Raw genomic sequence first — 12,288 nt, forward strand, 5'->3', positions numbered from 1 at the left:
GGAAATTGATTGCCTGAACGGCATGGCGGTCCAAGGTAGCTCCAAATCGGTCATTGGCGCCCCCTCACCTCTTCTTGAAGCTCCGCGCGCAATTGACCGCTGGTCACTGGACCCTTCCGTGCTAGCTTCCCGTTAGGGGGGTTATCTGCACGTATCGTGCAGAGGGAGAGTTTTGGCATGAGCGACGGCCCGAACCCGACGCCTGGGCGCAGCCCGCTGAACCAACGGTTCGGGCGCCTGGTTGCTCATGCGCGCTGGTCCCTCTGGTGGGAGGAGGCCTGGCCCCGGCTCTGGCTGCCCTTCGCCATCGTCCTCTTGTTCTTCACCCTGTCCTGGCTCGGCCTCTGGCTCGACACTCCGCCCCTGTGGCGCACGATTGGCTTAGGCCTGTTCACGGCGGCCTTTCTACTCTCGCTCTGGCCTCTTATCCGCCTGCGCATGCCCAGCCGGACTCGCGCCCTCGACCGGCTCGACCGGGAGACGGGTCTGAGTCACGGTCCGGCCCGCGTTCTCGACGATACGCTCGCCCTCGGCGCCACGGATCCCGGCACGAAGGCGCTCTGGGCGCTTCATCGCAAGCGCGCGGAAGAAGCCGTCAGCCGCATGCGCGTCGGACTGCCGCAGCCCAACATGGCGAGGCGCGACCGTTACGCCTTGCGGGCCGCAGGGTTACTCGCGCTTGTAACGAGTGCCTTCGTGGCGGGACCCGAGATCGGCTCACGGCTCGCCGCAGCCTTCGACTGGCGCAAGATCGAGACCGCCTCGCCGTCCTTCCGCATCGATGGCTGGATCGATCCGCCCCTTTATACCCGCACGCCCCCCCTCATGATCGATCTCGCACGCGGACAAAACTTACGCGCGCCGATCCACTCGACGGTCGTCGTCCGGATCGCAGGCGAAGGCAGTGCCGAGGTCAAGCCGGGCCGGGGCCTGACCCCTCTGCCCCCCAAGGCCAATCAGCGCACCGACATGCGCGAGGAGCGCTACAAGCTCGACGGCTCCAGCGAATTGACGGTCAGCACGGGCTTCGCCAACAGCGTCACCCTCACCATCGAGGCCATTCCCGACCGATTGCCCGAGATCGCCTTCACCACGCCGCCCGAGGTCAATGCGCGCGGCACCTTCACCTTGAGCTACAAGGGCAAGGACGATTATGGCATCGCCTCGCTCGAAGGCATCGTCGAGAAGGCCGACAACAGCAAGGGGCGCTCCCTCGTGCCCGCTCCCCAGCTAACTCTCGCCCTTCCGAGCCATGAGGAGAACGCTCCGGACACGCGCTCCCCGGTCGATCTCACGAACCATGCCTGGGCCGGGGCTCCGGTGACGATCAGGCTCAAGGCCAAGGACGAGGCAGGCCAGGAGGCCTTGAGCGAGACGATTACCTTCACCCTGCCGCAGCGTCCCTTCGCCAATCCCCTCGCCAAGACCCTGGTCGAGCAGCGGCGCAATCTCGTGCTCGCCCCCGACGACCGCAAGCGCGTGCAGGTGGCGCTCGACGCGCTGCTGATCGCGCCGGAGGAATACACGCCGCAATGGGGCGTGTTCATGGGCCTGCGGGCCGGTGCGGAACGCCTGCGCGTCGCCAGGACGGACCAGGACCTTCTCGAGGTGGCTGAGTGGCTCTGGGCCATGGCGCTCCAGATCGAGGACGGTGGTCTGTCCGATGCGGAGCGGGAGTTGCGTGCGGCTCAGGAGCGCCTGAAGGAAGCCATGGACCGGGGTGCGACGGATGACGAGATCCGGAGGCTGATGGACGAGCTGCGGCAGGCGATGGACAAGTTCCTGCGCGAATTCGCCCAGCGCATGCAGCAGAACCAACAGTCGCAGGATCAGAACCAGCGCACGCCTCCGGACAGGATCATCTCGCAGGACGACCTCAACCGCATGCTGCGCCAGATGGAGGAGGCCATGCGCCGCGGCGACATGGCCGAGGCCCAGCGCCTTCTCGATCAGCTGCGCAACATCCTCGAGAACCTGCAGACCGCTCAGCCCAACAACCGCATGACCGATCCGCTCGGGCGCGAGATGAACCAGGCCATGCAGGATCTGGAGGACATGGCGCGCGAGCAGCAGAACCTGCGCGACGAGACGTTCCGCGACGGCCAGAACCGGCGCATGCAGCAGGGCGATCGCCCCCGCCAGGGCCAGAGGCAGCAGGGCCAGCGCCAACAAGGGCAGCGTCAACAGGGCCAACAAGGCCAGCAGGGCGAGGGTCAGGAGCAGGCTGAAAACGGCCAGGGAGGCCAAGATCAGGATCCCTTGGGCTTGAAGCAGCGGCAGCAGGCTCTGCGGGAAAGGCTGGAAGAGTTGCAGCGGCGGATGCAGGGCATGGGCATGCAGGGCGAGCAGGGCCTCAGCGATGCCGAACAGGCCATGCGCGAGGCCGAAGGCGCGCTCGGCCAAGGCCAGGACGGACCTGCCGTTGATGCTCAAGGGAGAGCACTGGAAAACCTTCGTCGCGGCATGCAGGGCATGGCGCAGCAAATGCAGCAGATGCAGCAGGGCGACGGCCAGGGGAACGAACAGGCGGGTGACCAGCCGGGCCAAGGCAATCCGCAGGGCAATCAGCAGACGGGACAGCGCGACACAGATCCTCTGGGGCGGCCCACACGGAATCGGGACTATTCCGATGGGCGCGTGGAGGTGCCGAGCGCCAACCAATCCCCGGCCCAACGCGCGCAACGGATCTTGGAGGAATTGCGGCGCAAGCTGGGCGACCCCAGCCGGCCGCAGGAAGAGCTCGATTATTTCGAGCGGCTGCTGCGCCGGAACTGAGGCCAAGGTAAACGGCCTCTTGCCTCGCCGTCGGGTTCGGGCCACGGTCGCCCGAACTTTTTGATGGAATCAAGATGACGAATTTTGTCGATTTACTTGTGCCGATTGCGGTAGTCGCCGTCGCCTTCGTGCTGCTTTTGGGCCTGATCAACATGCTGCGCGGCGGCAATGCCAATCGGTCGCAGCATCTCATGAGACTGCGTGTTCTGCTTCAATTTGTGGCGATCATCATCATCATGGGCGTCATCTGGTGGCGTGCTGCGTGACGTATGGAGATGTGCGAAAACGCCGCCACTTGTCCACATGACGCACGGGGCATCTCCTTATTGACACTTTTTCGCCACGGTTTGTATTAAGAGAACGTTAGCCATAACGGCATAGCCTGATGGCCTAAAGTTTTATTGAGTTACGGATCTCTTAATGCGCATCAGTCCAGCCATAGGCTTGAGCCTTTTGGTCCTATTCGTGGGATCGACAGGTGTCCTAGGCTCCGACTTCAAGCGGCAAACGAATTCCTTCCAAGCTCCATCCCAACCAAATTTCCTGTCAGAGTTCCGTTTTGGCTTGTCTGCTCAGGATCCCTGGGGTGCGGAAGGACGCGACGGCTCCGCCAATCTCACTGGCGAAATTCTTTTTGCAAAGCCGTTTACCGCCTCGGACCTTTTCACCAGCTATTTCATTCCCCGACCGCATGTGGGCGGCAGCCTGAATTTCGACAACCGGACGAGTTTCGCCTATGCGGGCCTGTCCTGGACCATCGACGTTACGCCCAATGTCTTCGTCGAAGGCAGCTTCGGCGGCGCGATCCATAACGGCAAGGATTCCTCGCATCCCCTCTCCGACCGCCAAGTCCTCGGCTGCTCGCCGCTGTTTCGCGAATCGGGCTCGGTGGGCGTGCGGCTCTCCGCCAATTGGAGCGTGATGGCGACCGTCGAGCATCTGACCGATGGCGGAACCTGCTCGGACGAGAATAGAGGCTTGACGAATGTTGGCGCACGGGTTGGGTATTCATTTTAACTGAATCCAACCTTCAGGCCCGCCATGGTCGTCCTCAACCGCATCTACACCCGCACCGGCGATAAGGGCACCACGGCATTGGCCGCCGGCGGGCGGCGCCCGAAATACGATCTTCGCATCGAGGCCTACGGCACGGTGGACGAAACCAATGCCTGCATCGGGCTTGTCCGCCTTCACACGACAGGTCTCGAGATCGATGCGATGCTCGGCCGCATCCAGAACGATCTGTTCGATCTCGGCGCCGATCTCGCCACCGTCGAGACGGATAAGCCCCTGCCCTATGAGCCCCTGCGCATCACACAAGGACAGGTGGACCGTCTCGAGCAGGAGATCGACCGGCTCAATGCGGAGCTGTCCGTGTTACGCTCCTTCGTCCTCCCGGGTGGCACGCCTGCTGCTGCTGCACTCCATCTCGCCCGTACGGTTTGCCGTCGCGCGGAGCGCCATGTCGTCGAGCTGATGGAGAGGCCGAACGAAAAGGTGTCGCCAGAATCCGTGAAATACCTGAACCGCCTCTCCGATTTTCTCTTCGTCGCATCCCGTTACGTCAATGATAAGGGTGCGCTCGACGTCCTCTGGGTGCCGGGCCAGAACCGCTAAAGGAGCGGGCCATGTTTTTGCCGCTTCATGATGGCGTTCCGCTCAAGAACATGAAGACGCCGTTCGCGACGCGGTTCCTGATCGGTATTTGCGTCATCGCCTATCTTTTCACCTTCTACGGCCCTCTCGGCGAGGATTCCGTCGTCGGCGGCCTCGGACTCATTCCGTCGGTCCTGTTCGGTACGGAAGTGCTCCCCGAGGGCTATCCCTTCGTTCCGGTCGAACTGACACTGGCCACCAACATCTTCCTGCACGGCTCGCTGTTCCATCTCGTCGGCAACATGCTGTTCCTGTGGGTGTTCGGCGACAATGTGGAGGATGCCATGGGGCATCTCCGCTTCATTCTGTTCTTCCTACTCTGTGGGATGGCCGCAAGCCTCGCCCATGCCTTCATCACCACAGAGCCGCACCGCCCGCTGATCGGCGCATCCGGTAGCGTGTCGGGCGTGGTGGCGGCCTATCTCATCCTCTATCCGCGCGTGAAGATCTGGGGTCTGTTTCTGAAAGGCATCCCACTGCATCTGCCCGCGTATTGGGCGATCGGCTTCTGGTTCGTCCTGCAGTTCGCCTCGGCCTTCATCGGCGGCGATGACAGTGTGGGCTGGTTTGCCCATCTTGGCGGCTTTGCTGTCGGCGCGGCTCTCATCCCCCTCATGCGCCGCCGCTACGATCCTGTGCTCGCCCGCGTCCAGGCGCAGGAGCTGCGGACGCCGCATTGACAATCGGACATGACCGCTGAGCGCATCAAAGGGCCAAAAGTGCATTTCACTTTCGGGCCTGATGCTCTAGGTTCCCCTCCGCCTTTTTCCTATATGTCCGGAGGGCTGGTTTTCGGCCATATCCGGATCTGATCTTTTGGTGAGGACGGACGAATGAAGCTTCTTGTGTGTGTGAAGCGGGTTGTGGACTTCAACGTGAAGATCCGGGTGAAGCCGGACGGGTCGGGCGTGGAACTGGCCAATATCAAGATGTCCATGAACCCCTTCGACGAGATCGCCGTCGAGGAGGCCGTGCGCCTGAAGGAGCAGGGCAAGGCCACCGAGATCGTCGCCGTCTCCATCGGCCCAAGCCAAGCCGGTGAAACGATCCGCACCGCGCTCGCCATGGGGGCCGACCGCGGCATCCTGGTCAAGACCGACGCCACCATCGAGCCGCTCGCCGTCGCCAAGATCCTGGCCAAGGTGGTCGAGCAGGAAAAGCCCGATCTCGTCATCCTGGGCAAGCAGGCCATCGATGACGATGCCAACCAGACCGGCCAGATGCTCGCCGCCCTGCTCGGCTGGCCGCAGGGCACGTTCGCCTTCAAGGTGAATGTGGGCGAAGGATCCATCGACGTCACCCGCGAGGTCGATGGCGGGTTGCAGACGGTGGGCCTGAAGCTGCCGGCCATCGTCACCACGGATCTGCGCCTCAACGAGCCGCGCTATGCCAGCTTGCCCAACATCATGAAGGCCAAGAAGAAGCCCCTCGACGAAACCTCGCCGGAGACGCTCGGTGTCGACGTGTCGCCGCGTCTGAAGGTGATCAAGACCGCCGAGCCCGGCGGCCGCAAGGCGGGCGTGAAGGTCGGCTCGGTGGCCGAACTCGTCCAGAAGCTGAAGACCGAAGCCGGCGTGCTCTAAGGGAGACCAAGACGATGACCACATTGCTGATGGCCGAGCACGACAACGCTCATCTCAAGGACGCCACCCACAAGGCCCTGTCTGCCGCGAAAGCCCTCGGGGCTCCGGTGCACGTGCTGGTCGCCGGCGCGAACGCCAAGGCCGCGGCGGAAGCCGCCGCCAAGCTGGAGGGTGTGGAGAAGGTGCTGCTCGCGGACGCGACCGCTTACGAGCACCAGCTCGCCGAGCCGACCGCGGCTTTGATCGTGTCGCTGGCCTCCTCCTATGACGCCCTGGTGGCGCCGGCCACCACCACCGGCAAGAACGTGATGCCGCGCGTCGCCGCCCTGCTCGACGTGATGCAGGTGTCCGACATCACCAAGGTGGTGGCACCCGACACCTTCGAGCGGCCGATCTATGCCGGCAATGCGATCCAGACCGTGCAGGCGACCGATGCCAAGAAAGTGATCACGGTGCGCACCGCCGCCTTCCCGGCGGCCGGCGAAGGCGGCTCCGCCGCCATCGAGACGGTGAACGCGGCGGAAGACCCGGGCGTGTCGAGCTTCAAGGGCGAAGAGATCGTGCAGAGCGACCGGCCCGAGCTGACCTCGGCGAAGATCATCATCTCGGGCGGCCGCTCGCTCGGAAGCTCCGAGAACTTCGCCAAATATATCGAGCCGATTGCCGACAAGCTCGGCGCGGCGATGGGCGCTTCGCGCGCGGCGGTCGATGCGGGCTATGCGCCGAATGACTGGCAGGTGGGCCAGACCGGCAAGGTGGTGGCGCCCGATCTCTACATCGCGGTGGGGATTTCAGGTGCCATTCAGCATCTGGCCGGCATGAAGGATTCCAAGGTGATCGTGGCGATCAACAAGGACGAGGAGGCCCCGATCTTCCAGGTGGCGGATTACGGCCTCGTCGGCGACCTCTTCACAATCCTTCCTGAACTCAAGGAGGAGTTGACCAAAGCCGGTCAATAAGGTCAGGAATAATGACGGACCGGGCAGGTCTCCCTGCCCGGCCGCTTTTGACGATGGGATGCAGGCAGCAGATCAATGGGCATAGAGATCAAAACGGTTGGCGTTGTCGGCGCCGGACAGATGGGCAGCGGCATTGCCCATGTCTGCTCGCTCGCTGGATTTAACGTCCGGCTCAACGATCTCTCGGAAGATCGGATCAATGCCGGGCTTGCCACGATCAACGGCAACATGGCGCGCCAGGTCTCCAAGGGCGCCATCTCGGATGCCGATCGACAGGCGGCGCTTGAGCGGATCAAGCCGGCCCGTACCTATGATGATCTGGCGACCTGCGATCTCGTCATCGAGGCTGCGACCGAAAACGAGGAAGTGAAGCGCAAGATCTTCAGCAACCTTAGCCCGTCGCTTCGCCCGGACGCACTGCTCGCCACCAACACGTCGTCGATCTCGATCACGCGTCTCGCCGCTTCTACTGACAGACCGGAGCGGTTCATCGGCATTCACTTCATGAACCCGGTGCCGGTGATGCAGCTCGTCGAGCTGATCCGTGGCATCGCCACCGAGGATCACACTTACGAATCCGCCAAGGAATTCATCGGCAAGCTCGGCAAGACCTCGACCGTTTCCGAGGATTTCCCGGCCTTCATCGTCAACCGCATCCTGCTGCCGATGATCAACGAGGCGATCTACACCCTCTATGAGGGAGTAGGCTCGGTGGAAGCCATTGACACGGCCATGCGGCTTGGCGCGAACCATCCCATGGGGCCGCTCCAGCTGGCAGATTTTATCGGTCTCGATACCTGCCTCTCGATCATGCAGGTGCTGCACGAAGGCCTCGCCGATTCCAAATACCGCCCCTGCCCGCTTCTCGTGAAGTACGTGGAAGCCGGCTGGCTCGGCCGGAAGACGAAGCGCGGCTTCTATGATTACCGCGGCGAGAAGCCGGTTCCGACCCGCTGACGGTCTGTTCTGGCCTCAGATCAGCCGCTTGAAGGCATCCGTGAAGAAGTAGGGGCCGAAGCTCCACAGGCCGGCCCAGAGCATGGCCCCAAGGGCATTCGCCACGACGAAATGATGCCAGGGCATTCCGACCGATCCGGCGATGAAGCCGTTCAACTGCCGCAGCACGACGATGAAACGCGCCGTGAGGACCATGAAGAACCCCTTGGTCTTCGCCGTTTTCTCAAGGGTCGATAAGCGTTCCGGTGTCAGCCTCACCGCGGAGCCGAACCTGTGCAGCAAAGGCCTCCCGCCGAACCGGCCGATCAGATAACCCGTGCTGTCGCCGAGCACGGCGCCAAACCAGGCCGCCAGAAAGATGTGGCCGATCTCGAGATCGCCGCGCGTGGCCAGAAGTGAGGCCGCAATCAGCGCGCTCTCTCCGGGCAGAGGCGCCCCGAACGTCTCGAAGTAAAGAACGACGAGAAGAGCCCACACGCCATAGGTCGAGATGGCAGGTTCGACCCAGGCCAAGCCTTGCTGGAGAAAGCTCATCGAAACACCCAAGTCTCCGGAGGTCGGCCTGATTTGCCCACATTGCACTTCCTGTGGGTGCGTCACAAACGTCGAAAGCCGGATCTTCACAACAGTGTCATACTGCCTATAGTCTAATCCGACGGGATACGACGCTTCTCTCATGGAAGAGGAGGTGAGGTGACGATACACGTCCAGCCTGTTGTGCGACCGGAGGCCTGCCCGGCCCTCGTTCTCAATGCCGATTACCGGCCGTTGAGCTATTACCCCTTGTCCATCTGGTGCTGGCAGGATGCGATCAAGGCGGTGTTCCTGGACAGGGTCAACATCGTCTCGGAATACGACAAGGTCGTGCGAAGTCCGACCTTCGAGATCCGCCTTCCCTCGGTCATATCGCTCAAAACCTACGTCAAACCGTCACGTCACCCGGCCTTCACCCGCTTCAACGTCTTCCTGCGCGACCGCTTCAGTTGCCAATATTGCGGAGACCGCGAGGACCTTACCTTCGATCACGTCGTTCCCCGGTCCAAGGGCGGGCAGACCACTTGGGAAAACGTCGTCGCCGCCTGCGCGCCCTGCAACCTCCGCAAAGGGGACAAACTGCCCCGCGAGGTCGAGATGTGGCCCCGGCAGAGCCCCTTCGCCCCAACCGTTCACGACCTCCACTCCAACGGCCGCCTCTTCCCGCCGAACTATCTCCACGACAGCTGGATGGACTATCTCTACTGGGACAGCGAGCTGGAGCCATAAAGCCCCCTTCCCGCCCAACCTCACCTCATCAGGTCAGGCGTCCCCGGGCCGCAACAGGCAATTCCCCGACGATCTTGTCTCCCCGTACCGTCACCAACCGGTCCACCATGTTCACCACGACGCAGACATGGTTCGGTACGATGCGCACCACATCACCGATATTGGGACGATCGTTGCAGGCGGAGAGATCGAGAAACCCGTGTTCCTCGGCGAAGCGGGCGATCTTGGCCTGCGGATGCTCGAGGATGAGGCCGTGTCCCTCGAGACCGCCCGTATCGTACGTCAATGTCTTCGAGCCGGAATCGAGGATTCCCCGCTCCGGCCCCGCCCGGCTCACCACCGTCGCATAGACGTTAAGCGCGCAATCCTCGAGCTGCGCGACGCCCGCCGCCAGCATCATGCGGTCGTTGAACACCGAGGTTCCGGCCCGGTACTCGGTCACACCCTTGATCTTGCCGAGATTGACCAGATTGGGGGTGCCGCCCGTGGACACGATGCGCGGTTCGAGCCCGAGTTCCCGCACACCGGCGGTCGCCGCATCGAGGAAGGCTTGTATCCCTGCCGTGGCGCTCTCCGGCGGATAGAGCATGAAGCCGGCGAACGAGAGCCCGGGACGGGACGCGATATCCTTGGCGAGCGCAACGGCCTCCGCCACCGTCTCGACGCCGGCCCGCTTGCGCCCGGTGTCGCATTCCACGACCACATCGAGATCGCGTCCGGCGATGGCTGCGGTCTGCGGCAAGCCTGCAACGACGACCGGATTGTCGGCTGCTACGGTGACCTTCGCCCGCGACAGCAATCGGCCGAGGCGGCCCAGCTTCTCCTCGCCGAGGATGTTGTAGGAAATCAGGATGTCGTCGAGGCCAGCTTCCGCCATGACCTCGGCCTCGCCGAGCTTCTGGCAGGTGATGCCGCGTGCGCCGGCATCGCGCTGCATGGCGGCGATGACCGGACTCTTGTGCGTCTTGATATGCGGACGATTGGCGATCCCAGCCGCATCGCACAGGGCCTGCACCCGGGCGATGTTGCGCTCGACCACGTCGAGATCAATCACCACCGCAGGCGTTCCGAATTCCCGCGCGACCTCGTCCTTGAGAGCCTGGATACTCATGCCATGTCCCCGTCCTGTTTGAGCAAGGCTAGCGCATCGTGCGGAAAAGTGGATCCGGTTTTCCGCGCCTAACGACGCGCGCTTCAAAGGGCGGAGCATCGGACCCAAAAGTGGGTCCACTTTTGGGTCCGATGCTCTAGCGAGGTCGCTTAGGCGAAGGCAAGCTCTTACCTGCCGAGGTAGAAGCCTTTACGGGCAGCAGCCATGGCTGCGAGACCGACGAGTGCCAGCGAGATCAGCACGTTCCATCCCGCCAGCGACAGACCCAGGAAGCGCCAAGCCGCTTCCGTACAGCTGACGACACGGGTGCTCTGCAACTGATTCAGGAAATCGCCCACATTGCCGGCACCGGCGCCCGATCCGCCGCCGCAATCGCTCGGCCCAGCAAAGAAGCCCCATTCCACGCCGGAATGATAGGCACCGAGCCCGGCGCTCACGATGAAGACCAAGGCCAGAAGCCAAAGGCCGATCCGCGCATAACGCGGCGGCAGGAGCGCGGCCACGAGACCCAGCGGAATGGCGATGTAATAGGGATTGCGCTGGATCAGGCAGAGCTTGCACGGCACATAGCCGAGTACGTGCTCGAAGACGAGCGCGCCGCCGATCGTGGCCGCAGCGCCCAGGGCCACGGCCAAGGCGGCCTGCCGCATGGTGAGGCTGATCTGCATCGATCCCTCCCGTCTAGAACAGATAGCGGAAGGCGACGAACCCGCCAATGAAGGCCGCGATGGCCAGCGCCGCCACCAGATTGAAATTGTTGTCGATGATCGATTTGATCCGCGGTCCGAACTTGCTCATCAAGAGCGCGATGAGGAAGAAGCGGGCGCCGCGGGTCAGGATCGAGAGCGCGATGAACCAGCCCAGGTGGTAGCCTGCGAATCCCGAGGTGATGGTCACGAGCTTATAGGGGATCGGGGTCAGGCCCTTCAGCAGGATCACCCAATGGCCGTATTCGGCATAGGCATGCCGGAACGTTTCCGCCCCCTCGGTGAGGCCATAGAGCTGGAACAGCCAGGCTCCGATCGAGTCGTAGAGTCCCAATCCGATGAAGTATCCCAGAATGCCGCCCAGCACGGACGCGACCGTGCAGATCAGAGCATAGGACCAAGCCTTGTCAGGCCGTGCCAGCATCATTGGCACGAGCATCACGTCCGGCGGGACCGGAAAGAACGAGCTTTCCGAGAAGGAGACCAGAGCCAGCGCGTAAGGGGCAGAGGGTCGGGCCGCGAGGGACAGGGTCCAGTCGTAGAGGCGTCTCAGCATTAAGGTTCCGACAGGTTCAGATCCGGATCGAGGCTATTCGCGCGCCCCGCGCCTCTTTGAGCACAAGGCGCCCGGAATTGCGAGGGTTAAGCCTTGCGGCTTCCCTTCACATCTCTCGCATTGACCAACCTTTGCCGCCCGTGTTACGTCGCGGATCCTTGCCCCTGTGGCGGAATTGGTAGACGCGCTCGACTCAAAATCGAGTTCCGCAAGGAGTGCTGGTTCGATCCCGGCCAGGGGCACCACATTGATATTGCCTAGAAAACCGGCTCCATTGATTGGAGTCGTTTCTGCTTCCAAGGGCTCGTGTCGCACCGCGTCGGCATGAAGGCTGAAGTTATTCCGACTCGACGCCTCTGGCGCGACTGCTATCCCGGGCTCTCGACTGTAATTAGCCCAGGCGAGGCTTAAGCTCTCCGTTCTCAATCTGCAGGCGGATCCTGTTCGCCTCGGCTCGCGGCAGTCCTCGTGCAATGCAGGTGTCGTTGACGTAGACCGCCCAAGTATGTCTGGATTTGTCTTCCAGCTTAACTGAGACATCCATGGCTCGTCCTCCGATATGCGGGAGCCCATCGAAAGTAACGCAAGGGGGTGACCTTGGCTTTCAGTACCGAGGCCGCAGGAAGCGCCTTGAACCTTTGCAGAGCACGCTGCGATGGCTGTTAGATTACACGCCTAACGCGATGTCCACGGTGGCACCTACGGTTCGGCTCACACAATC

General features: G+C 62.7%; 13 protein-coding genes and 1 tRNA gene. 10 read left to right on the forward strand and 4 right to left on the reverse strand.

The window, feature by feature from the left end; all coding sequences use genetic code 11:
- The first annotated feature begins 177 nt into the window (after window positions 1-177).
- From JO965_RS22890 to JO965_RS22925, 8 genes are all read left to right on the forward strand, one after another.
- Complete coding sequence (locus JO965_RS22890; protein WP_203441254.1) at window positions 178-2,775, forward strand: TIGR02302 family protein; 2,598 nt, start codon at window positions 178-180, stop codon at window positions 2,773-2,775.
- Window positions 2,776-2,849: 74 nt separating this feature from the next.
- Window positions 2,850-3,041, forward strand: coding sequence for a twin transmembrane helix small protein (locus JO965_RS22895; RefSeq protein WP_203441255.1), 192 nt, complete (start codon window positions 2,850-2,852; stop codon window positions 3,039-3,041).
- A 298-nt stretch (window positions 3,042-3,339) separates the two neighbouring features.
- Window positions 3,340-3,792, forward strand: a complete 453-nt coding sequence (locus JO965_RS22900; protein ID WP_246776654.1) for an acyloxyacyl hydrolase — start codon at window positions 3,340-3,342, stop codon at window positions 3,790-3,792.
- Window positions 3,793-3,816: 24 nt separating this feature from the next.
- Window positions 3,817-4,392: a cob(I)yrinic acid a,c-diamide adenosyltransferase gene (locus tag JO965_RS22905; protein WP_203441257.1), complete on the forward strand. Its 576-nt coding sequence runs from the start codon at window positions 3,817-3,819 to the stop codon at window positions 4,390-4,392.
- A gap of 11 nt (window positions 4,393-4,403) precedes the next feature.
- Entirely contained in the window at window positions 4,404-5,111 is a 708-nt protein-coding gene (locus JO965_RS22910; protein ID WP_203441258.1) for a rhomboid family intramembrane serine protease, read from the forward strand.
- 153 nt (window positions 5,112-5,264) lie between these two features.
- Window positions 5,265-6,014 (forward strand): electron transfer flavoprotein subunit beta/FixA family protein, encoded by a 750-nt coding sequence (locus JO965_RS22915; RefSeq protein ID WP_203441259.1) that lies wholly within the window; start codon window positions 5,265-5,267, stop codon window positions 6,012-6,014.
- 14 nt (window positions 6,015-6,028) lie between these two features.
- Window positions 6,029-6,973 (forward strand): electron transfer flavoprotein subunit alpha/FixB family protein, encoded by a 945-nt coding sequence (locus JO965_RS22920; protein WP_203441260.1) that lies wholly within the window; start codon window positions 6,029-6,031, stop codon window positions 6,971-6,973.
- A 75-nt stretch (window positions 6,974-7,048) separates the two neighbouring features.
- On the forward strand, window positions 7,049-7,930 hold the full coding sequence (locus JO965_RS22925) for a 3-hydroxybutyryl-CoA dehydrogenase (protein ID WP_203441261.1): 882 nt from the start codon (window positions 7,049-7,051) through the stop codon (window positions 7,928-7,930).
- Between the two features lie 15 nt (window positions 7,931-7,945).
- Here JO965_RS22925 and JO965_RS22930 read toward each other — a convergent pair whose 3' ends face one another.
- A complete protein-coding gene (locus JO965_RS22930; protein ID WP_203444321.1) occupies window positions 7,946-8,443 on the reverse strand; it encodes a DedA family protein in 498 nt (165 codons plus the stop codon).
- 180 nt (window positions 8,444-8,623) lie between these two features.
- Between JO965_RS22930 and JO965_RS22935 the strand changes: the two genes are divergently transcribed.
- Entirely contained in the window at window positions 8,624-9,193 is a 570-nt protein-coding gene (locus tag JO965_RS22935; protein ID WP_162299152.1) for an HNH endonuclease, read from the forward strand.
- 28 nt (window positions 9,194-9,221) lie between these two features.
- On the opposite strand, the gene JO965_RS22940 is transcribed toward JO965_RS22935, so the two are convergent.
- The 3 genes from JO965_RS22940 to JO965_RS22950 form a co-directional block, all read right to left on the reverse strand.
- Window positions 9,222-10,304: a D-TA family PLP-dependent enzyme gene (locus JO965_RS22940; RefSeq protein ID WP_203441262.1), complete on the reverse strand. Its 1,083-nt coding sequence runs from the start codon at window positions 10,302-10,304 to the stop codon at window positions 9,222-9,224.
- 167 nt (window positions 10,305-10,471) lie between these two features.
- A complete protein-coding gene (locus tag JO965_RS22945; RefSeq protein WP_203441263.1) occupies window positions 10,472-10,972 on the reverse strand; it encodes a disulfide bond formation protein B in 501 nt (166 codons plus the stop codon).
- Between the two features lie 13 nt (window positions 10,973-10,985).
- The gene (locus tag JO965_RS22950; protein ID WP_203441264.1) at window positions 10,986-11,567 is read right to left on the reverse strand and encodes a YqaA family protein; all 582 of its coding nucleotides are present in this window, start codon (window positions 11,565-11,567) and stop codon (window positions 10,986-10,988) included.
- Between the two features lie 160 nt (window positions 11,568-11,727).
- Here JO965_RS22950 and JO965_RS22955 point away from each other — a divergent pair.
- Window positions 11,728-11,812: transfer RNA gene (locus JO965_RS22955), tRNA-Leu, on the forward strand.
- The last annotated feature ends 476 nt before the right edge of the window (window positions 11,813-12,288 follow it).

Source organism: Microvirga sp. VF16, assembly GCF_016864375.1.
Classification (GTDB): Bacteria; Pseudomonadota; Alphaproteobacteria; order Rhizobiales; family Beijerinckiaceae; genus Microvirga.